At 64.1% G+C, this 20,443-nt stretch carries 17 protein-coding genes; 2 read left to right on the top strand and 15 right to left on the bottom strand.

Annotated elements, in window-relative coordinates:
- Positions 1-7: 7 nt before the first annotated feature.
- The 4 genes from LV475_RS03160 to doeB2 all read right to left on the bottom strand — a co-directional run bounded on the left by LV475_RS03160 (position 8) and on the right by doeB2 (position 5,267).
- Entirely contained in the window at positions 8-1,384 is a 1,377-nt protein-coding gene (locus LV475_RS03160) for an NAD-dependent succinate-semialdehyde dehydrogenase (protein WP_136867949.1), read from the bottom strand.
- The gene (gene doeA, locus LV475_RS03155; RefSeq protein ID WP_136867948.1) at positions 1,381-2,706 is read right to left on the bottom strand and encodes an ectoine hydrolase; all 1,326 of its coding nucleotides are present in this window, start codon (positions 2,704-2,706) and stop codon (positions 1,381-1,383) included. Before doeA ends, LV475_RS03160 begins: the two co-directional genes overlap by 4 nt.
- A gap of 3 nt (positions 2,707-2,709) precedes the next feature.
- A complete protein-coding gene (locus tag LV475_RS03150) occupies positions 2,710-3,984 on the bottom strand; it encodes an aspartate aminotransferase family protein (RefSeq protein ID WP_247709545.1) in 1,275 nt (424 codons plus the stop codon).
- A 113-nt stretch (positions 3,985-4,097) separates the two neighbouring features.
- On the bottom strand, positions 4,098-5,267 hold the full coding sequence (doeB2, locus tag LV475_RS03145; protein ID WP_136867947.1) for a N(2)-acetyl-L-2,4-diaminobutanoate deacetylase DoeB2: 1,170 nt from the start codon (positions 5,265-5,267) through the stop codon (positions 4,098-4,100).
- Between the two features lie 337 nt (positions 5,268-5,604).
- On the opposite strand from doeB2, the gene LV475_RS03140 reads away from it, so the two are divergent.
- The gene (locus LV475_RS03140) at positions 5,605-7,032 is read left to right on the top strand and encodes an MBL fold metallo-hydrolase (protein ID WP_136867946.1); all 1,428 of its coding nucleotides are present in this window, start codon (positions 5,605-5,607) and stop codon (positions 7,030-7,032) included.
- Positions 7,033-7,147: 115 nt separating this feature from the next.
- Here LV475_RS03140 and LV475_RS03135 read toward each other — a convergent pair.
- The 6 genes from LV475_RS03135 to ssb form a co-directional block, all read right to left on the bottom strand.
- Positions 7,148-8,298 (bottom strand): IS3 family transposase gene (locus LV475_RS03135; protein ID WP_250105739.1). Its coding sequence is split into 2 segments (ribosomal slippage): positions 7,148-8,049 and positions 8,049-8,298, totalling 1,152 coding nucleotides; the frame shifts between segments, so codons are not numbered across the junction.
- 91 nt (positions 8,299-8,389) lie between these two features.
- Positions 8,390-8,800 (bottom strand): very short patch repair endonuclease, encoded by a 411-nt coding sequence (locus LV475_RS03130; RefSeq protein ID WP_136868026.1) that lies wholly within the window; start codon positions 8,798-8,800, stop codon positions 8,390-8,392.
- 12 nt (positions 8,801-8,812) lie between these two features.
- The gene (locus tag LV475_RS11170) at positions 8,813-9,898 is read right to left on the bottom strand and encodes a DNA cytosine methyltransferase (protein ID WP_136868025.1); all 1,086 of its coding nucleotides are present in this window, start codon (positions 9,896-9,898) and stop codon (positions 8,813-8,815) included.
- On the bottom strand, positions 9,895-10,848 hold the full coding sequence (locus tag LV475_RS03125; protein WP_250105738.1) for an O-methyltransferase: 954 nt from the start codon (positions 10,846-10,848) through the stop codon (positions 9,895-9,897). Before LV475_RS03125 ends, LV475_RS11170 begins: the two co-directional genes overlap by 4 nt.
- Positions 10,848-12,206, bottom strand: a complete 1,359-nt coding sequence (locus tag LV475_RS03120; protein WP_136868023.1) for an ATP-binding protein — start codon at positions 12,204-12,206, stop codon at positions 10,848-10,850. The genes LV475_RS03125 and LV475_RS03120 overlap by 1 nt, the downstream gene beginning before the upstream one ends.
- A gap of 108 nt (positions 12,207-12,314) precedes the next feature.
- Positions 12,315-12,884, bottom strand: coding sequence for a single-stranded DNA-binding protein (ssb, locus tag LV475_RS03115; RefSeq protein WP_250105737.1), 570 nt, complete (start codon positions 12,882-12,884; stop codon positions 12,315-12,317).
- A 497-nt stretch (positions 12,885-13,381) separates the two neighbouring features.
- Between ssb and uvrA the strand changes: the two genes are divergently transcribed.
- Positions 13,382-16,213, top strand: a complete 2,832-nt coding sequence (uvrA, locus tag LV475_RS03110; protein WP_136867749.1) for an excinuclease ABC subunit UvrA — start codon at positions 13,382-13,384, stop codon at positions 16,211-16,213.
- 226 nt (positions 16,214-16,439) lie between these two features.
- Here the strand turns inward: uvrA and LV475_RS03105 are convergent, their stop codons facing one another.
- The 5 genes from LV475_RS03105 to LV475_RS03085 all read right to left on the bottom strand — a co-directional run bounded on the left by LV475_RS03105 (position 16,440) and on the right by LV475_RS03085 (position 20,418).
- The gene (locus LV475_RS03105; protein WP_136867748.1) at positions 16,440-16,982 is read right to left on the bottom strand and encodes a PRC-barrel domain containing protein; all 543 of its coding nucleotides are present in this window, start codon (positions 16,980-16,982) and stop codon (positions 16,440-16,442) included.
- A 21-nt stretch (positions 16,983-17,003) separates the two neighbouring features.
- Positions 17,004-17,354, bottom strand: a complete 351-nt coding sequence (locus LV475_RS11125; RefSeq protein WP_136867747.1) for a TraR/DksA family transcriptional regulator — start codon at positions 17,352-17,354, stop codon at positions 17,004-17,006.
- Between the two features lie 6 nt (positions 17,355-17,360).
- Positions 17,361-17,858, bottom strand: a complete 498-nt coding sequence (locus LV475_RS03095) for a hypothetical protein (protein WP_136867746.1) — start codon at positions 17,856-17,858, stop codon at positions 17,361-17,363.
- Positions 17,859-18,268: 410 nt separating this feature from the next.
- Positions 18,269-19,267: an MBL fold metallo-hydrolase gene (locus LV475_RS03090; RefSeq protein ID WP_211238834.1), complete on the bottom strand. Its 999-nt coding sequence runs from the start codon at positions 19,265-19,267 to the stop codon at positions 18,269-18,271.
- A gap of 167 nt (positions 19,268-19,434) precedes the next feature.
- Positions 19,435-20,418: an aldo/keto reductase gene (locus LV475_RS03085; RefSeq protein WP_136867744.1), complete on the bottom strand. Its 984-nt coding sequence runs from the start codon at positions 20,416-20,418 to the stop codon at positions 19,435-19,437.
- Positions 20,419-20,443: the final 25 nt, after the last annotated feature.

Here is a 20,443-nt window from a genome sequence, read left to right as displayed (position 1 = left end):
CTTCGAGTTAGCCTTGCTTCGGCCCCACCCAGACCTGCTGGGCATTGACGAACATCTTGATGCCATGCGGGCCGAGTTCGCGGCCGTAGCCGGAGCGCTTGACGCCGCCGCTGGGCAGACGCGGGTCGGTCTTGACGATGCCGTTGATCGACACCTGGCCGGCCTCGATGTCGCGGGCCATGTGGATGGCGCGGGCGGTGTCCGCCGTCCAGACGGCGGCGCCCAGGCCGTACTGGGTGCTGTTGGCAATCTCGAGGGCGTGGTCGGCGTCGCGCGCGGACATGGCCACGGCGATGGGACCGAAGGTCTCCTCGCAGAAGGCGACCATGGTGTCGTCGACGTCGGCCAACAGGGTGACGGGGTAGAAGAACCCGTCGCCCTCGGGCATCTCGCCGCCCATCAGGCAGCGCGCGCCGGCCTCGACGGAGGCCCGCACCTGCCGATGCAGCCCGTCGCGCAGATCCGCGCGGGCGATGGGTCCGACGTCGGTGGATTCCTCGCGCGGATCGCCCATGGTCAGCTTTTCGAGACGCACCTTCATCATCTCGAGGAAGCGCTCGTAGACGGACTCCTCGATGATGATGCGCTTGGCCGCGATGCAGGACTGCCCGGCGTTGATGATCCGCGAGAGCACCACGGTGTCGGCGGCGGCCTCGAGATCGGCGTCCGCCAGCACGATCACCGGGTCGGAACCGCCCAACTCCAGCACGGCCGGCTTGATCTGCCGGGCGGCCGTGGCCGCGACGATCGAGCCGGCACGGTCGGAGCCGGTGAACGAGACGGCGCGTACGCACTCGGTCTCGATCGCGCCCTGGATGTCCTCGGTTTCCAGCGGCAGGTTCTGGAACACGCCCTGCGGGAAGCCGGCCTTTTCGAAGCTCTCGGCGATGCCCGCCGCGCAGGCCGGCACGTGGGCGTCGTGCTTCATCACGCAGGTGTTGCCGGCCATCAGGGCCGGGGCGGCGAAGCGGAAGGCGAGCCAGAACGGCGCGTTCCACGGCAGGATGCCCAGCACGGTGCCGATCGGCAGGTACTGCACGTAGCTGACCGTGGCGTCCGAGCCGAGCATCTCGCTGGCCAGGTATTCCTCGGCGTGATCGGCGTAGTGCTCGGCGCACCAGGCGGCCTTGTCGACCTCGCCGCGCGCCTCGCGAATCGGCTTGCCCATCTCGTCGGTCATCAAGAGCGCCAGGCGCTCGCGGTCCTCGCGCATCACCTGTGCCACGCGCCGCAGCAGGTCGGCGCGCTCGGCAAAGCTGGTCTTGCGCCAGTCGCGATAGGCGACGTCACTGCGCTCGAGTACCGCGTCACGCTGGGCCGGGTCCATCACCGGGAAGTCGTGCAGGGTCTTGCCCGTGGTCGGGTTGATGACGGTCTGGCTCATGAGGCGCGCGACTCCTTCGAGTTCTTCTGGTTCGACTGTTTCTGGGAATGCTTGTGGTCTTTCTTGTGGTCGGACTTGGCCTTGGCATCCGACTTGTCATCGTGGCGCGAGGCGAGCAGCTCGATCACCGGCTCGTCGGGGATCTCGCGCTTAGCCTCCTCGCGCTTGACGGTGAAGTCCTGCTCCATGTCGAAGAACGACTTGCAGCCGTCACTGGTGATGTAGATGGTGTCGGAGATGCCGCAGGTCTTGTCGCCGTCCACGCCCCAGGCCCAGGGGATGATGTGGAAGGTCATGCCCTCGCGCAGGACGGTCTTGTCGCCGTGCATCAGGCTGAGGATGTACCCCTCGTCCCAGCTGGGCGGGAAGGCGATGCCGATCGAGTAACCCGAACGGGTGATCAGCTTCCCGTGGGCATCGTCGACGGTCATGATCGAGCGGACCAGGTTGTCGGCGTCCGAGACGGTGACGCCCGGGCGGATCAGCGCCTTGACCCGCTCGAGCGCCTCCTTCATGCGCTCCTGGGCCTTCCACATCAGCTCGGTGGGCTCGCCCAGCACGGCGGTGCGCATCATGGCGGTGTGGTAACGGCGGTAGCAGCCGGCCACCTCGAGGAAGACGTGCTCGCCCGGCTTGACCACGCGCCCCTCCCAGGTGGCGTGGCCGATCATGGTGCGCGGGCCGGAGGTGACGTAGGGCAACACGGCGGGCGGTTCGCCGCCGGCGCGGAACATCGCCGCGCAGACCTCGGCGCCGATCTCGTTCTCGGTCACGCCCGCCTTGCAGGCCTCCAGCCCCGCCTTCATGCCCGCCTCGGTGGCGATGGCGGCGCGGCGCATGATCTCGATCTCGTGCTTGGACTTGGTGCGCCGGCCGCACTCGACGATGCCGAAGCAATCGAGCAGCTTCGCGCCGGTCAGCGTGGTGTGCAGCGCGTCCTGCTGGTAGGCGGGGAAGAAGTAGCTGTTGCGCTCGTAGCCGATGTACTTGTTGGCCAGCCCGAATTCCTTCAGCGAGGAGACCAGCATCTGGATGGCATCCCCGGTGTCCGGGTAGGGCCGGGTGATCTCCACCCAGGTCCGCGCGTGGACGTTGGACTCTTCCATCGTCCGCGTGATCATGAACGGCTTGTCATCCAGCGGCACCACCAGCGCCTGGAAGAACGAGTACCCCGTCGTCTGGTAGTCGGTGAGGTACATCAGGTTCTCGGGGTCGGTGATGATCACCGCGTCGAGCAGCCGCTCGGCCATGCGCATGCGCAACTCGCCGAGCCGGCGCTCGTATTCCTCCATCGGGAAGGTCATGTCGTCGCGTTGGCGCATGGGTCAGCCCTCCACCTGTGCATCGACGGCCTGCTCGAAGAGGTTCAGTCCTTCCTCGAGGTCGTCGTCGGGAATGGTCAGCGGCGGGATCAGCTTGATCACCTGCCCCTTCGAACCACAGACCGCCGCCAGCAGGCCGCGATCGAAGCATTCGCGGGCGATGCGCTTGGAGAGATCGCCGTCGATGAAGTCCAGCGCCTGCATCATGCCGCGGCCGCGCACGGCGAAGCGCGGGTATTTGCCGGCGATTTTCTCCAGGCGCTTTCGGATCACCTCGCCCTTGCGGCGGGTCTCGTCCATGAACGCCGGGTCGTCGAAGTAGCCCAGCGCCACGGTGCCGGCGATGAACGACAGGTCCTGGCCGCGGAAGGTGCCGGTGTGCTCGCCGGGCAGCCAGTGCTTGTCGTGCTCGGGCTTGTTGAGGTTCATCGCCATGGGCGTGCCGAAGCCGCCGATACCCTTGGCCAGCGTGATGATGTCCGGGTCGAGGTCCATCTCGTCGAATGAGAAGTACGGCCCGGTGCGGCCGCAGCCGACCTGGATGTCGTCGACGATGAACAGCGCGCCCAGTTCGCGGGCGAGGTCCTGGATGCCCTTGAGCCATTCCTCGGAGGCCACCCGCACGCCGCCCTCGGCCTGGATGGTCTCGACCAGGAACGCCGCCGGCTTCGGGAAGCCCGAGGACGGATCGGCGTAGATGTCGCGCAGGCGCTCGAGCGAGGGCATGCCGCAACCGAGCTGGCAGTTCGGGCACGGGCTCTCGCAGCCGAAGGCCTGGTGCGTGACGTTGTCCAGCGGCACGCCGGCGGCGTTGCGGAAGTGGGCGTTGGTGGTCGCCGCCAGCGCGCCCAGCGTCATCCCGTGGAAGGCGTGGTGGAAGGAGACCACCTGCTGGCGGCCGGTGACGCGGCGGGCGAGCTTGAGTGCCGCCTCGACGGCGTTGGTGCCGGTCGGGCCGACGAACTGCAGCCGGTAGTCCATGTCACGCGGTTTGAGGATCGTGTCGACGAACTTGGTGATGAAGGCGCGCTTGGCGCTGGTGTACATGTCCAGGCTGTGCGCGACGCCATCGTTCTGGATGTAGTCGATGATCGCGTCCTTCATCTTCGGGTCGTTGTGCCCGAAGTTGAGCACCCCGGCGCCGGCGTAGAAATCGATGTAACTTCGCCCCTGCTCGTCGGTCTGGCGGGCGTTGCTCGCCGAATGAAAGACCGTGGGCGCGGCGCGACAGTACGCGCGGATCTCGGATTCCCACTGCTCGAACACCTGCATGTGCATTGGCGCTTTCTCCCCTTCGTTTCGGGTGTGAACGGGCCCGCCACCGCGCGGCGGGCCAAAAGGCCGGTTCGTCCGGCAAGCCTCTCGGTCGACAGGCCGGGCCTGTCGACAGTTCAGTCCGTCGCGACCTCGATCGGCGCGCCGACGATGTCGGCGAAGATGCGCCCCACCGGGTCGATCAGCCGGTCGTTGAAGTCGTAGCGCGGGCTGTGACAGGGCTCGTGGTGGCCCTGCCCGTCGTCGGCGCCGATCAGGGCAAAGGCGCCGGGGACTTCCCGAAGGTAGTAGCTGAAATCCTCCGACGCCATGATCGGCACCGGCAGGGAGGTATCGCGCCAGCCGGCACCCAGGGCGCGCGCCAGGGCGCCGCGGTAGTGCGCCGCAGCCTCCGGGTGGTTGACGGTGGCGTGGTAGCGGGGGGTGAACGTCACGCGCGCCTCGACCCCGTAGGCCGCCGCGGTATCGTGAGCGATCTGTTCGAGATGCTCGGCCACCGCGTCGCGCTGGTCGGTGCGCTCGACGCGCACGGAACCGGCCAGACGGGCGGTGTCGGGGATGGCGGTGATCGCGCCGCCGGCCTCGAAGGTGGTCACGCTGACCACCGCGGCGGTCTGCGGGGCCAGTCGGCGCGAGACGATCTGCTGGATGGATTGCACCAGCGCGGCGCCGGCGAGTAGCGGGTCGCGGCAGGCCTCAGGCTGGCTGGCGTGCCCGCCGCTGCCGGTCAGCCGGATCTCGAAGGTGCCGTTCGCGCCCATCACCGGGCCGTCCGGGCAAACGGCCTGGCCGAAGGGGATCGCCGGCCAGTTGTGCCAACCGAACACCCAGTCCACGCCCTCGAGCGCGCCGTCGCGGATCATCTCGCGTGCGCCGTGCCCGCCTTCCTCGGCGGGCTGGAACAGCAGGGTGACCGGGCCGGGCAGGTGGTCCTCGCAGGTCTTGAGCCAGCGGGCGACCGCCAGCAGCGTGGCGGTGTGCCCGTCGTGGCCGCAGGCGTGCATGATCCCGGGCGTGCCCGAGGCCCACTCGGCGCCGGTGATCTCGTCGATGGGCAGGGCGTCGATGTCCGCGCGCAGGGCGATGTGCCGCCCGGTGGCTTCGGGGGCCAGCGTCCCGACGGTGCCGGTGCCGGCGCAGGCGCGCCAGGGGATGCCGAGGTGATCGAGCTCGGTGCGAATCACGCCGGCGGTGGCGTGTTCCTGCCAGGTCAATTCCGGCGCCTGGTGCAGCCGGCGACGAAAGGCGGTGGCCTGGGTGGCGATGTCGGTCCAGATCGAGGGCACCGGGGCCTCCTGTCGGCGACCGGCGCGAGACCGGTCGCAGGTGGTTTCAGGCGGATCGACGGGCCGCAACCGCCGCGCAGGGAGCGGCGCGTGGGCGGCCCGTCGACTTCGAGCTAAGCACAGGTGTCGGCGCGGGCGCAACAACCACCTTGCCGCACTGTGGCGCCGACGCCACGCCCGCCCTCAACTCGTCCATCCCGACCCGCCCGATCGCCGGCCGAGGGTTGAGAAACTCGTGGCCCATCCCAAGGTCGGACAGTCAGTCAACAATTTATCTGATAGATTCCCAAGTCAGACTTATTCATACCCACGCTTATTCATCTCCGAGGGAGTACGCATGCTGTTCGAAGCGTTCGAAGAATCCGGCCTTTCCCAACTGAGCTATGCCGTCGGCTGCCAGCAAAGCAAGGAGCTGGCGATCGTCGATCCGCGCCGCGACATCGACCTCTATCTCGATTTCGCCGAACAGGAGGGCTACGTCATCCGCCACGTGCTGGACACCCACATCCACGCGGATTACGCCTCCGGCGCACGCGAGCTGGCCGAGGTGACCGGCGCCAAGCTGCACCTGTCCGCCTACGACGACAACGAGGTCTTCGAGGTGGGCTTCGACCACCTGCCGATGCAGGAAGGCGACTCGGTGCAGATGGGCAACGTCCGCATCGAGGCGTTACATACGCCGGGGCACACCCCGGAGCACCTCACCTTCCTGGTCTATGACGGCGCGCGCTCGACGGACGTCCCGGCCGTCGCCCTGACCGGCGACTTCCTGTTCGTCGGCAGCCTCGGCCGCCCGGACCTCCTGGGCGAGGAGGCCACCCGCGGGCTGGCCAAGCAGGCATTCCACAGCGTGCGCGAGAAGCTCCACGGCCTGCCCGACGGCCTGGAGATCCGCCCGGGGCACGGCGCGGGCTCGGCCTGCGGCGCCGGCATGTCCGGGCGCACCGTCTCGACGCTGGGTTACGAGCGCGCCGCCAACCCGCTGCTCGACCCGTCGCTCACGGAAGACGAGTTCATCGACACGCTGCTCGGCAACCTGCCGCCGGCGCCGGACTTCTACCCGCGCAACAAGGTCACCAACTCCGAGGGGCCCAAGCCGGTGCAGGGCATGGTCGACCTGATTGCCGAGGAGATCGAGGTGTTCGACATCGACGACCTCAAGGCCCAGATGGCCAACGGCGCGGTGGTGATCGACATCCGCGACCGACTGGCCTTCAACGCCGCACACATCAAGGGCTCGCTGGGCATCGAGTTCGGTGACAACCTCAGCACCTGGGCCGGCTGGATCGCCCCGGCGGACCAGCCGCTGATCCTGGTCGACCACGACGGCGACGACGAGCTGATCAGCGATGCCATTCGCGCACTGGTACGCGTCGGCCAGGACAACGTGGTCGGTTTCCTTGACGGTGGCTTCGATGCCTGGCTCAAGGCCGGCGAGGCGTTCGACAACCTCCCGCTGGTCGATGCCGAGACCGCCAAGACCGACCTCGACCACGACCGCCGCGCGCTGTGGGACGTGCGCGAGACCAGCGAATGGAACGAGGGCCACGCGCTCGGCGCGCGCCACACCCCGGCCCACGATGCCCGCGACGGGCTCGACGGCGTGGGCAAGGACGAGCCGGTCACGCTGGTCTGCGGCTCGGGCATGCGCTCGACCGTCGCCGCGAGCCTGCTGCGACGCGTCGGCTACACCAACGTCGCCAACCTGATGGGCGGTATGGACGCCTGGGAAGAGGCCGGCCTGCCGGTGGTCGCCAAGGACTGATCACACCGCTCGGCCCAAAACGAAAAACCCCGCTCAAAACGAGCGGGGTTTTCGTGCGACCTTTAACAACAGTCCCCGCCTCGCCCATCGAGACAAGTGAATCGCCCCCGGTTTTCTAGACACTCGCGAGCCGGTTGAAATAGCGCTTCTCGAACTCGACCGGAGACAGCCCGCCGATGTAGCCATGACGGCGGCGGGCGTTGTAGAAGAGCTCGATGTAATCGAACACGTCTCGACGGGCTTCTTCCCGGTCCGGATAGATCCGGCGTCGGATTCGCTCACGCTTGAGCAACTGGAAGAAGCTCTCCGCCACGGCGTTGTCGTGACAGTTGCCCCGCCGGCTCATGCTGCCCACGAGACCGTGGGCCTTGAGGAAGTCCTGCCAGTCGTGACTGCTGAATTGGCTTCCCTGGTCGGAGTGGACGACGACCGGGCCATCAGGCTGGCGTCGCCACACGGCCATCATTAACGCATTCATGGCCAGCTCCCGGTCCATGCGTGGGCGCATGGACCAGCCGATGACTTGCCGGGAGAACAGGTCCAGGACCACCGACAGGTACAGCCATCCCTCGTGGGTGCGGATGTAGGTGATGTCCGTCACCCAGGCCTGGTTGGGGGCGGAAACGTCGAACTGCTGCTGCAAGTGATTCGGCGCCACGACGGCAGGGCGTCCACCACGAAAACCGGGGCGGCGCCGGTAGCCGGTCTGTGACTTCAATCCTTCTCCACGCATCAGCCGGGCCACACGGTGCTTACCGCAACGCTCGCCCAGGTCCCGCAGGTCGTGGTGGATCTTGCGATAGCCGTAGACGCCACCGCTCTCCAGCCAGGATTGCTTGATCACGCCCAGCAGCCGTCGGTCTTCCCGCTGTCGCCGGGAATCCGGCTGCCGCTTCCAGGCGTAGTAACCACTCGGATGGACATCCATCAAACGGCAAAGGCGGCGCACCGGATGGGCGCGTTCATGGTCCTTGATGAACGCGTACCTCACCCGGACTGCTTGGCGAAGTACGCGGCCGCTTTTTTTAATATGTCGCGCTCCTCGGTGACTTCCCGGAGTTGCGCATTCAGGCGGCGGATCTCGTCGGCTTGGGCCTGCTGCTTCTGCCTTTCTTCATCCGGCTGCTGATAACGCCGGATCCATGCATAAAGACTGTGCTGGGAGACGCCGAGATGCTCGGCCACCTCCTTCACCCGGCGGCCTCGTTCGGTCACCTGCTTGACCGCCTCGACCTTGAATTCGTCTGGATAACGTCGACTGCTCATGGCACCTCCTCGGAACCCTCAGTGTGAGGCTCTTGAGGTGTCTAAGAAAGTCGGGGCTATTCAAAGATCCTCGTCGACTAAATCGCAAAATTCACCTCAAGCCAAAAATGTCACGCAATTTTGCGAGCAAAACAGCTCGATCCTTAGTTTCGCACTCCCAGACAACCTCGACTCGCCAACCCAAGCTCTCTAACTCTCCCGCGACGCGGCGATCACGCTCCACGTTCGAACGGAATTTTTCCTTCCAGTATTCCACCCGGGACTTCGGCGTGCTGGTCTTCCCGCATCCCGGATGCCTGTGCCAAAAGCAACCGTGCACAAAAAGCACCACATGATGCTTCGGAAAGACCAAATCCGGCGAGCCGGGCAGATCTTTGCGATGCAACCGGAAGCGCAAGCCCAACGAATGAGCCGCCTTTCTGACCCGAATCTCGGCAGACGTATTCGTGGACGGCACACGGGACATCAGCCACGAGCGTCGATCAGGTGTTAGCCGGTCCAAGCTCCGCCGCCCTCATGACGCCTCAGCGTAGTCTTGCAGCTTCGAGGCAACCGCCCTAAAGATTGCCTCGGACATAAGCGGAGATACGCTGTTCCCGATCATTCGAAAAGAATGCCAAATCGTAGGGTGGAACAGGTGTGCGTCCGGAAAACCTTGCAGCCGCGCCGCCTCGCGCACCGTAATCACCCTCGGCTCTTCCGGGTGAATAGGCCTTACGGATTGATAGGACCCGCGATCAGCCCCGGTACCCGCTCTCAACGTTGGACACAATCCGCTCCAAGCAAGCCGAGGATGTCTGCCCACCTTGTCAAGCTCACCTTGAGAAAGGGCTTTGAACCGGTCGACAACCGCACTAGTGTGCCTCGTCCTAAGGTGCCCCGTGAATCGTCTATCCAAGCGCGACAACGAACTCGCATATTCCGACCGAGCAACAACCTCCGGAACCTCCCAAACATCGAAGCCCCCACAATCCTCCACGCGCTCGGCACCGACGAGGTCGGCAATTGCGTCCCGAACAGTCTTTGATGGCCTTTTTTGAGACTCTATATCTTCTGCGGTCACCGCGTCCCCGAAGTCTCTGTGAACCCCTATCACAAAGAGCCTCGGTCTCTTGGTTGCTGCACCGAAATCGGACGCGTCCAAAATGACCGGCCCGTGTAGCGCGTACCGATCAGAAACAAGACCCATCGCAGATTCGAGCACCTCTATGGAATCAGCGTTTCCCAAACCTCGCACGTTTTCCATTACAAAGAAGACTGGCCGAGCCTCGGAAACCAAACGGAAGAAATGGACGAGCAAGTCTCGACGAGGGTCGTTTGGGTCTCGCTTGCCAATATCACTAAATCCTTGACAAGGAGGCCCGCCAAAAAGACCGAAACGTGAACCGCCAACGGACTCCCTAAGGGCAGCGGCGGTCAAGGACGACACATCCTCCAAGAAAAACTGCGTGTCAGGGAAGTTGCGCCGATACGAAGAGGTAAGAACCGGGTCATTGTCGAAAGCCGCGGCGACCCTAAATCCAGCCTTATGAGCACCTAACGAAAACCCGCCGGTCCCTGAAAACAACTCGATCAGCGGAGGAAGAGCTGGTCCGGTCATGCGGAAATCTGCGCGAACAACGGGAAGTATTTGTAGTACTTCTGGAATGATTGCACTTGCTCATCACTAAGATCAAAGCCCAGGGTTTGGACCTCCTGCCTCGTGATCGGAGCACTTGAGGGAAGAAGCTTCTGTAGGTGCGCCACTTCCAGCAACGTCAAGTTCGGAGCTGCAATTAGTGCCTCGGAAATATAGTCCCAATGCTCGCTTTTCACGAGCTCCTCGGCGGCTGCCCTATTCTGCTTGCTCGGCAAAATCCCACCGACGGTCACCATAGGGGAGCCATCTTTATATCTTAAATTGAACGCAGGAACGGCACCACCCTCACGACCACACTTAACCGCGTCGGAAATCATGTGATCGATAACAGCTTTTGCAAGCCTTTTCTCAAAAGCACCGTACTTATTTTTGAAGCTTGCTGGCGGCTCATCCTCCGAGACGACCCGACCGAGGAGCTCAATTACCCGGGAGCGCCTCTGAGCAGCTGGCTTTCCATAATTACCTTCATGAGCATTGAAGGTAAAAATAATCACACTATTTTCCGGCGCATTTCGATTGAGATAGGCCAGGTCTTGGCAAACGCTCTCATCCAACTCGGAGTCATAATCCAACCACACCATCCACGGCCTTTGGCTGTACTCAGCCCCATTTTTTAGATCCTGGATCACAACCCCGGCCTCACCTTTTTTAACCTTTACAGTCGCAAAAGGGCAGTTAAACTTCGCACGCTCAAACCCGATTTCGTCAGACTCAATGGACACCATATCCCAAACATCGAGAGCCGAGTGAGCCATAAGGAAATCAGAGAACCAAACCGAACCAAGCCCAATATAAACAGGGTCAGCCAAAGCAAGGCGTTCTTTTATTGCGCGAAGCCCCTCGAACACCAACCCCCTCTGGATTGACTTGCTGGGTCGCAAACTATAGTTAACTTTTTCGAAAGAAGGCATTAATCTTCTCCGACATAATCTTCATAGGCATACTCAAATGATTTCTGCCCAACGTCTCGGTAGGACATCGTCACGTTGCCCATCTCCCTAGCCAACTTTTTTAGTTTTGTTTTCGGGACTGAGTAGCTGACATTTGCCATTGGCACAACGGGCTTTTTCTCTATCTCTGGTAGCTGCACCTGCTCACGTGGGGCAATATCGTATATCGAAACGGCTCTTGAGGCCTCTTCATTATGCCGCGCCGATTCGGTATCCCGCTTGCGCTGGTTCGTGTAATCAATCCACGCCCGGCTAACTTCTTGCATCCGGGCTCGGGCTCTTCGGTAAAGGTCTGCGGACGAATTAACGTTCCTCTTTGTCGTTGTCAGTGGTAGGGCGGCGGCATTCTGTGCGGAGAACAAAACGATACCGATGAAGCCGGAATACTGTTTGTGCCAACTTGGAAAGCCCTCAGCACCCCACCCTGTTGTCTCGGTTTTATCTGCCGCCAACACGATTCGTCCATTGCAGGCTACATACCAGCCTGACAACCGGTCCCCTTTCGAATCTTCATCCGGATCCACGCTCTCCGGAGGAGGTGCAACCATGCCCCCCACCATCTCAACAACGACTTCGTTATCGCGACTGATGTCGTTGTACTCGGCACGCATAGGACGGAAATTTTCGCTCTGGCGAAGCTCGACCCGCCACCCAGTCAGCCTCTTACCGTTCAAAAATATATTCAATCCCTTGTGCAGGTGCAGCGTGTAGTCACGCTCAATAACCCACCTGAGGTCAGCCAAAAACTCTGGTGAGGAAAATTCCGACTCAGCCTCCTCAGTCAGTTCTTGGATTACTATTTCGACGCCATTTTCACCCAAATCCGAGGACTCTTCTATGTCGAAATCCCAAGGGGGTGCATCATCGTGAACCCACTCGTCAACATTAATGGGGACTTTAAACGACGACCTTTCCCCACCCTCATCGTACGTGCTCCTTACTTCGGCTTCTCTACCTATTTTGAATACAGCTCGTTTCATCCCAATGCCGTAGACACCAATACTATAATTGTCATTCGGGCTGAACTCTTTTCGCCCAAAATTGAAAGCGTGGTCGACAGCACTATCAAGCGTCATTCCACCGCAATTATCCCTGATCGAGAAACAGTCGTTCGTAATATTTATATGAATTTCAAAGTCCGAGAGATCAGTTGTATCACGCAAACTCATGATGTGGCCGCCCTTCTCGGCCCATGCGTTATCTACACTGTTGTCAATGAGATCGAGTATGCAGTCCTTTAGATCTATGTCTCGCGTAATCATCCTCACGAAGAACTTTTTCGTCGGATATGCGTGAGCGTGCGATTTAACTTCATCCATAAAGAAATCCCTTAGAATAGCCAGCGAAACAAACTAGTATTGAAAAAAGCCAGCGGTCCCGCTGGCTTCAGTTCGATTTGCAATGTTTCCATTTATAGCGGCCACCCGCTAAAACGGAATATCGTCCTCGCCGAAGCCGTCGTCGATCGACTTGGCCGGGCGCTGGTCCTGGCTCGGCGGCGGGGGCGGCGCGCCGTAGTCGGACTGGCCGCCAGCGTAGCCCGCGCCGGCACCGGCCGCGGCACCACCGCCGTAACCGCCACCACCGTAGCCACCCTGGCCACCTTGGCTGGCCTGACCGCCGCCGTAGCCGCCGCCCTGGCCGCCACCGGCACCCGGACGGCCGCCGAGCATCTGCATCTCGTTGGCGACGATCTCGGTGGTGTAGCGGTCCTGGCCGTCCTGGCCCTGCCACTTGCGGGTCTGCAGGCGACCTTCGATGTAGACCTGGCTGCCCTTCTTCAGGTACTCGCCGGCGATCTCGGCGAGCTTGCCGAAGAAGACGATGCGGTGCCACTCGGTGTTCTCGCGGTTCTCACCGGTGGTCTTGTCGCGCCACTGCTCGGAGGTGGCCACGCGGATGTTGGTGACCTGGCCGCCGGACGGCAGGTAGCGCACGTCCGGATCAACCCCGAGGTTGCCGATGATGATTGCCTTGTTCACACCGCGGCTCGCCATATTCACACTCCTTACTGGTTCCTGCCGACCGGTCGCGTCGTCGGCCAAACCGTCACTATAAAGGAAACGCTGCACGATTCGATAGCGCCTCTGCGGGACCGCCAAGGGCCCAGTTGCAAGGCGCAGTCCGCCGTGAATGGCGGATGTCCTTTACAAGGACTGCAACGCGGCAAATGGGTCCTTGGCGGCCCGCCCACATGGGGCTTGCGGGTTTGTCCGCACTCGGCGTTGCCATCCCTCGACGGGCAACAAGCCCGTCTTCGGCCCGGCGCCTTGCTTGCGAACAAACCCGCGAGCCAGAGACGCCATCGAATCGTGCAGCGTTTCCTTGAGCATCCGGGAAGAGGGGGACCACTCACCGGCGCGATTCATCTAACCGCCTGGCAGGTCAATGAGATCTCCCCCCTTTCGACTACAATGACCGGTTCCGTTCGCGGCGGGGAGCACGCCTCTTCGCCGCGAGCGACGTCCATTCAATCGAGCGACAATCGCACACCATGGCCGATCCGTTTATCCGCATTCGCGGTGCCCGCACGCACAACCTCAAGAACATCGATGTCGACCTGCCACGCGAGAAGCTGATCGTCTTCACCGGCCTGTCCGGCTCGGGCAAGTCGTCGCTCGCCTTCGACACGATCTTCGCCGAGGGCCAGCGCCGCTACGTCGAGTCGCTGTCGGCCTACGCGCGCCAGTTCCTGTCGATGATGGACAAGCCCGACGTCGACACCATCGAGGGCCTGTCGCCGGCGATCTCGATCGAGCAGAAGACCACCTCGCACAACCCGCGCTCGACGGTGGGTACGGTCACCGAGATCTACGACTACCTGCGCCTGCTGTATGCCCGTGCCGGCATCCCGCGCTGCCCGGAGCACGACATCGACCTGACCGCGCAGACGGTCTCGCAGATGGTCGACCACGTCATGGACCTGCCGGAAGGCTCGAAGTGGCTGCTGCTCGCGCCGGTGATCGAGAACCGCAAGGGCGAGCACCACAAGCTGTTCCAGGAATGGCAGTCGCAGGGCTTTCTGCGGGTGCGCATCAACGGCACGGTCTACGAGATCGACGAGATCCCGACCCTCGATCCCAAGACCAAGAACACCATCGAGGTGGTGGTCGACCGCTTCAAGGTGCGCGACGACCTCCAATTACGTCTGGCCGAGTCCTTCGAGACCGCGCTGCGACTGGCCGACGGGCAGGCGATGGTGGTCTCGATGGATTCCGACGAGGAGCACGTCTTCTCCTCGAAGCACGCCTGCCCCAAGTGCGGCTACTCGCTGGGCGAGCTGGAACCCAGGCTGTTCTCCTTCAACAACCCGGTCGGCGCCTGCCCCAGCTGCGACGGGCTGGGCGTGAAGCAGTTCTTCGACCCGCAGAAGGTGATCATCAACCCCGAGCTGTCACTGGCCGCCGGCGCGGTGCGCGGCTGGGACCGGCGCAATGCCTACTACCATGCGCTGCTCTCGTCGCTGGCCCGCCACTACGAGTTCGACCTCGAGACCCCGTGGGAGGAGCTGTCCGAGGATCTGCGCGAGATCGTCCTGCACGGGTCGGGCAAGGAGAAGATCGCCTTCACCTACATCGGCCCGCGCGGTCAGGCGAAGGAGCGCACGCATCCCTGGGAGGGCGTGCTGCCGAACATGTCGCGCCGCTACCGCGAGACCGAGTCGCAGGCGGTGCGCGAGGAACTGGCGCGCTATATCTCCGAACAGGCCTGCCCCAGCTGTCACGGCACGCGTCTGAACCGCGCCGCGCGGCACGTGTTCATCGACGGTTACAACCTGCCGACGGTGACCCGCTGGTCGATCGGCCACTCAGCCGGCTTCTTCGACGAGCTGGCACTGGAGGGCGCCCGCGGCGAGATCGCCACCCCGATCGTGCGCGAGATCCGCGCGCGGCTGAAGTTCCTCAACGACGTCGGCCTGAACTACCTGTCGCTCGACCGCAGCGCCGAGACGCTTTCGGGCGGCGAGGCGCAGCGCATCCGACTGGCGAGCCAGATCGGCTCGGGGCTGGTGGGCGTGTCCTACATCCTCGACGAGCCGTCGATCGGCCTGCACCAGCGCGACAACGATCGCCTGCTGGGCACGCTCACCCACCTGCGCGATCTGGGCAACACGGTGATCGTGGTCGAGCACGACGAGGACGCGATCCGCGCGGCCGACTTCGTGCTCGATATCGGCCCGGGCGCCGGCGCGCACGGCGGCCAGGTGGTCGCGCAGGGCACCCCGCAAGAGATCGAGGCCAACCAGGACTCGCTCACCGGCCAGTACCTCTCCGGCAAGCGCGAGATCGCCGTGCCCGAGCGCCATCGCGCCGACCCGGAGAAGATGCTCACGCTCGAGGGCGCGACCGGCCACAATCTGGCCGGTGACCCGCTGCACGTCCCGCTGGGGCTGTTCACCTGCATCACCGGCGTGTCCGGCTCGGGCAAGTCGACGCTGATCAACGACACGCTCTACAAGATCTGCGCCCACCAGCTCAACCGGGCCAGCGCGACCGCCTCCCCGTACAAGACCATCCACGGGATCGATCAGCTCGACAAGGTGATCGACATCGACCAGTCGCCGATCGGACGCACCCCGCGCTCCAACCCGGCGACCTACACCGGCCTGTTCACCACCATCCGCGACCTGTTCGCCGGCACGCAGGAGGCCCGTTCGCGCGGCTACACGCCGGGGCGGTTCTCGTTCAACGTCAAGGGTGGGCGCTGCGAGGCCTGCCAGGGCGACGGCGTGATCAAGGTCGAGATGCACTTCCTGCCGGACGTGTACGTACCCTGCGACGTCTGCGGCGGCGCGCGCTACAACCGCGAGACGCTCGACATCCGCTACAAGGGCAAGACCATCACCGACGTGCTGGAAATGACCATCGAGGAGGCGGCCGCGTTCTTCGAGGCGGTACCCAGCCTGCACCGCAAGCTGACCACCCTGATGGACGTCGGGCTGGGTTACGTGAAGCTGGGGCAGAACGCCACCACGCTCTCCGGCGGCGAGGCGCAACGGGTGAAACTGTCACGCGAGCTGGCCAAGCGCGACACCGGCCACACCCTCTACATCCTCGACGAGCCGACCACCGGCCTGCACTTCGAGGACGTCGCCCAGTTGCTCCGTGTGCTCTACCGCCTGCGCGACCACGGCAACACCGTGATCGTGATCGAGCACAACCTCGACGTGATCAAGACCGCCGACTGGATCGTCGACCTCGGCCCCGAGGGCGGCTCCGGCGGCGGGCGCATCATCGCCTCGGGCACGCCCGAGCAGGTCGCCGAGGTCGAGGGTTCGTACACCGGCCATTACCTCAAGCGGATGCTGGCGCCGGCAACGGCCTGACCACCCCGAGGGGAAGTCGGCCCGGTGGCCGACGTCGGGCTGAAGCCCGACCTTAAGGGGCATGTGCCCCGGGGCATCCGATTGTGGGAGCGGGCCTTGCCCGCGAAAGCCGCCTCAGCGGCTGTCCCGCCAAACGGCATGCCGGCGAATCAATTCGGGCGAGACCACCCACGCCGGGACACGCGCCCACGGCGCGTTTCGCGAGCGAGGCTCGCTCCCACGGGGATTACTCGAGCGTGCGCTGCAGGCTCTCGAGCACGTCGCGGGTGGTTTCCTTGGTCTTGTCGATGACGTTGGAGGTGGTGTCCTTGGTCGCCTGCCAAGCGCTGGAGGCGCCGGACTTGGTATTCGACCAGATGTTGGCCGCGGCCTCCTTGGTCTGGGCCCACCAGTCGTTGTCGACGCGCGGGTAGTCGCGCACCTGGTCGAGGTCCTCGTTGAGGAACACGGCGTAGGAGACGCGATCGAGCCGGTCGCCGGAGCGCGTCGCCACCGAGAACTGCCGCACCTCGACGAAGCGGTAGTCGTCATTGCCGACGCCATCGAGGTCGTCGTCCAGCTCGACCACCAGCCCGTGGACCTTCATGTTCTCGGCCACGAGCACGTCCTCGACCTCGCCTACCTCGCGGTTGCGATCGGTGGCCAGAAAGACGTCGGCGCCGATCAGGGCATCCATGGAATACAGCCCCTCCGGCGCCGTTTCCGCCAGCACGGGCTGGCACAGGGTCACGGCCATGGCACTGGCCAACAGGGTATGCGTGCGTTTCATCGAATCTCTCCTGATCGGTGGCTATTCGTCTTCAGCGCATTCGACGCAGCGCGTCACGCTGGGATCGTTTTGGAGTCGACGGGCGGGAATGGGTTCCCCGCAGACGAAGCAGTTGCCGTACTCCTCGTTTTCTATCCGTCGCAAGGCGCCGTCGACGCGGCCGAGTTCGCGTTTCCAACGGGCGCGGAGCGCCCGAGCCATTTCCCGCACCTGCGCTGACTCGGTGCGCGACAGCTGACTCTCCTTGCTCTGGCACGCGCTGTCGATTTCCACCCGCTCGGTGGATTCGTCACTGCCGCTCAGCCGTTCTCGCAACGCCTCGCGCCTCTCAAGCAACTGGGCGCGGAGTGCCTCGCGCAGGGCGTCATCCACGGGCGGTCAGTCGATCTTGATCTTGGTGTAGCCCCGCTGGGCGTAGGCCGCGGCGGTGACGAAGGTGTTGCCGACCTCGACCAGCGGCTCGACCAGATCGGCCTGGGTGATGCCCGAGCGGCGACTGGCGATCGAGCAGACCTCCATGCGCTCCACGCCATCGAGCCGAGCCAGCTCGGCCAGCTTCGACTGGATCTGCAGGATGGTCTGGGCATGCTCGATGTCGCGCTCGGCGGCATCGCGGGTCAGCAGCCGGACCGAGCCGCCACGAAAGCCGAACACCATGCGCGGCGTCACGCCCTGGCGTTCGAGATCGCGCCAGGTCTGCTCGATCACGCCCAGGCGCGCGAGCAACGTGTCGGGTTCGGCGGCCGTCACGTCCCAGAGGATGCGTGCCTCCTCCAGGCCCTGCAGCGATCGTGAATCGTCCGGACGCGGCACGTCGGTGGCGGCCGCCAGCCCCGGCAGCAGCACGAACAACAGACCCAGCATCAATCGGCGCATGGTCGTTTCCCCCTTGAGCGCGATGGCAGACCTTTAAGGAAACTTTGCACGATTCGATGGCGCCTCTGGCTTGCGGGTTTGTTCGTAATCAAGGCGCCGTGCCGAAGGCGGGCTCGTTGCCCGGCGAGGGGCGGCAACGCCGAGTGCGGGCAAACCCGCAAGCCCCATCCGGGCGGGCCGCCAAGGACCCATTTGCGGCGTTGCAGTCCTTGTAAAGGACATCCGCCATTCACGGCGGACTGCGCCTTGCAACTGGGCCCTTGGCGGTCCCGCAGAGACGCTACCGAATCGTGCAAAGTTTCCTTAACAGTAAAGCCCATCGACATCACGGTTCCAAGCGGGCGGGCAAAAGAAAGCCGCCCGCGGGTACCCCCGGGGCGGCCTCGACGGATCGACGGCTCGTCGGTCGATCAGAACTCGAATTCCATCTTCTGGAAGACGCGCCCGGCGTTCTGGCCGGCGAGCTCGTCGAAGGTGTGCCAGTGCGAGAACTGGCTCTGATCAAGCTCGTAGGCATCCTGCAGCGTGCCGCCCTCGTCGATGAGCCGGCCAATCTCGGTGCGCAGGAAGGTCAGGTAGTCCTTGGTGTAATGCTCGACCGTCTCCAGGTCGGTCGGCCCGCCGTGGCCCGGGATGATGGTCTTGCCCTCGGCGACCTCGGCGAACTTCGGCCAGGTCTCCAGCCAGGCGGCCGTGTCGGTGTACTCGAAGATCGGCAGCATGCGGATGTTGAAGGCCATGTCGCCGGCAATCACGACGTCGCGCTCGGGGATGACCACCGAGATATCGCCCGGGGAGTGCGCCTCGCCGAAGTAGATCACCTCGGCGGTCATGCCACCCAGGTCGAGCTCGATGCGGTCCTCGAAGGTCCGGCTGACGGAGACCGCCTCGTCGGTGCCTTCGGCCTTTTCCTCGGCGATGCGCTGGAGCGTGTCGAGGTAATCGGCCTTGTGGTTGTCGTAGTACTCGGCGGCATCGACGTGCGCGATCACCTCGGCGCCCTGGTCGATCCAGTAGCCGGTGGCCATGGCCGCGTGCAGCTGGCCGTTCTCGTTGACCACGTACTTGACCGGCACGTCGGTGCGCTTCTTGATCTCCTCGTGCAGCGCCTCGGCGAGCTGGTAGGAGGCGCCGGCGTTCATGACCAGCACCGCGTCCTCGCCGATTACGAACGAGAGGTTGTTGTTGTGCAGCGAGTTCTCGTAGGTGTAGGGCTGGGTCGCGCCGATCGCCGACCAGACGTCATCGGCGACCTTCTGCGGCATGTCGTAGAGCATCGAGTCCGGCGCCTTGTCGGGCGGATTGTCGTCCTCGGCCATCGCCGGGCCGGCGATCAGCCCGGTGGTCGCCATCGCCAGCAGCGCGCTGCCGGCCAGGTTGCGCGTGTCTCTCATCCATTCGGTCAACATACGAGTCCACTCCTTGCTTGGGCGGAGAACCCATAAGCATTTTGGGTTTATTTATTAGCGAGCTAACCATCTCGCCGTTGCCCTCGGAAAACAACCCCCGGATCCATTCAGGTTTTTGATTCCAAAGAACATGCGCTAATCATCATTCAACCAACCAGTTGATCGTGTTAGTTCCAGTCCAACCCGCCGCGGGTCCGCCAGTAGTCCTGGGGGCGCTCCGCCAGCCCGGCCAGCGCTTCGCGGTCCGCCGGCGCGAGGGTAACGTCCAACGCCCGGAGGTTGGCGGCCAGCTGCGCCTCGCTGCCGGCGCCGGACAGCACCATGTCGACGAACGGGTGGTCCAGCAGCCAGCCGATCGCCAGCGCATCCCGGCCCACGCCATGCCGCCCGGCCACCGCATCCAGGGTCTGCAGGGCCGATGCGTCCCCGGCCCGGTCGTTGCGCGCGGTCAGCCGACCGTTGGCCACCGCCTCCTTGATGATCACGGCCATGCCGGCTTGGGACGCCTGCTCGAGTTGACCTAGCACCGAAGGCTCGAACAGGTTGGCGGTCGCCTGCACGGCGTCGAACAGGGGGCGACCGTCGATCTCGACCGCCATCGCCCGAGCCAGGGTCTCGGCTTGTGCCGGACCGCTGGTGGTCAGACCGATGGCCACGCCCTGATCGCGCAGCTCGCCCAGGCGGTCGAGCACGGCGGCGTTGTCCAGCACGCCCGAGTCGAGCGTGGCCGAGTGGATCTGGTAGAGCGCCGGCGGGAAGCCGAGTGCCTCCAGGGTCTCGCCCCACTGGCGGTCGAGCACCTCGCGACTGTGCTCCTTGACCTCGTGAACGTCGGCATCCACCTGCCAGCCGGCCGTGTAGGTGTAGCCCCACTTCGAGCCCACCACGGGACGCTCGTCGGCCGGTCGACCGGCCAGCCAGTCGCCCAGGAACGCCTCGGCCCGACCGTAGGAACGCGCGGCATCGACGTAGCGGATGCCATGCCGCCAGGCGGTCTCGAGCATGGCGTGGCAGTGCGCGCGCATGGCCTCGACGTCCCGACCGTCGGGCATGTCCTCGCCGTGGCCGAGGTTGATGTAGCCGGGACGACCCAGGGCGGCGAGCCCCAGACCAATGCGTGGTTGCGGGAGGGTGAGACGGGTTCGCGGCATGGGCAAGCTCGTTGTCGAGTCGTGA

The sequence above is a fragment of the Guyparkeria hydrothermalis genome, from assembly GCF_023555375.1.
GTDB lineage: Bacteria > Pseudomonadota > Gammaproteobacteria > Halothiobacillales > Halothiobacillaceae > Guyparkeria > Guyparkeria hydrothermalis.
Note: the sequence above shows the minus strand (reverse complement) of the source record. Positions and strands in the feature narration are given on the sequence as shown.

What these genes read in the sequence shown, in the direction of transcription:
- LV475_RS03160 (WP_136867949.1), bottom strand. Translation starts at nt 1,384, where the DNA reads ATGAGCCAGACCGTCATCAACCCGACCACGGGCAAGACCCTGCACGAC.
- doeA (WP_136867948.1), bottom strand. Translation starts at nt 2,706, where the DNA reads ATGCGCCAACGCGACGACATGACCTTCCCGATGGAGGAATACGAGCGC.
- LV475_RS03150 (WP_247709545.1), bottom strand. Translation starts at nt 3,984, where the DNA reads ATGCACATGCAGGTGTTCGAGCAGTGGGAATCCGAGATCCGCGCGTAC.
- LV475_RS03140 (WP_136867946.1), top strand. Translation starts at nt 5,605, where the DNA reads ATGCTGTTCGAAGCGTTCGAAGAATCCGGCCTTTCCCAACTGAGCTAT.
- LV475_RS11170 (WP_136868025.1), bottom strand. Translation starts at nt 9,898, where the DNA reads ATGACCGGACCAGCTCTTCCTCCGCTGATCGAGTTGTTTTCAGGGACC.
- LV475_RS03125 (WP_250105738.1), bottom strand. Translation starts at nt 10,848, where the DNA reads ATGCCTTCTTTCGAAAAAGTTAACTATAGTTTGCGACCCAGCAAGTCA.
- LV475_RS03120 (WP_136868023.1), bottom strand. Translation starts at nt 12,206, where the DNA reads ATGGATGAAGTTAAATCGCACGCTCACGCATATCCGACGAAAAAGTTC.
- ssb (WP_250105737.1), bottom strand. Translation starts at nt 12,884, where the DNA reads ATGGCGAGCCGCGGTGTGAACAAGGCAATCATCATCGGCAACCTCGGG.
- uvrA (WP_136867749.1), top strand. Translation starts at nt 13,382, where the DNA reads ATGGCCGATCCGTTTATCCGCATTCGCGGTGCCCGCACGCACAACCTC.
- LV475_RS03105 (WP_136867748.1), bottom strand. Translation starts at nt 16,982, where the DNA reads ATGAAACGCACGCATACCCTGTTGGCCAGTGCCATGGCCGTGACCCTG.
- LV475_RS03095 (WP_136867746.1), bottom strand. Translation starts at nt 17,858, where the DNA reads ATGCGCCGATTGATGCTGGGTCTGTTGTTCGTGCTGCTGCCGGGGCTG.
- LV475_RS03090 (WP_211238834.1), bottom strand. Translation starts at nt 19,267, where the DNA reads ATGTTGACCGAATGGATGAGAGACACGCGCAACCTGGCCGGCAGCGCG.
- LV475_RS03085 (WP_136867744.1), bottom strand. Translation starts at nt 20,418, where the DNA reads ATGCCGCGAACCCGTCTCACCCTCCCGCAACCACGCATTGGTCTGGGG.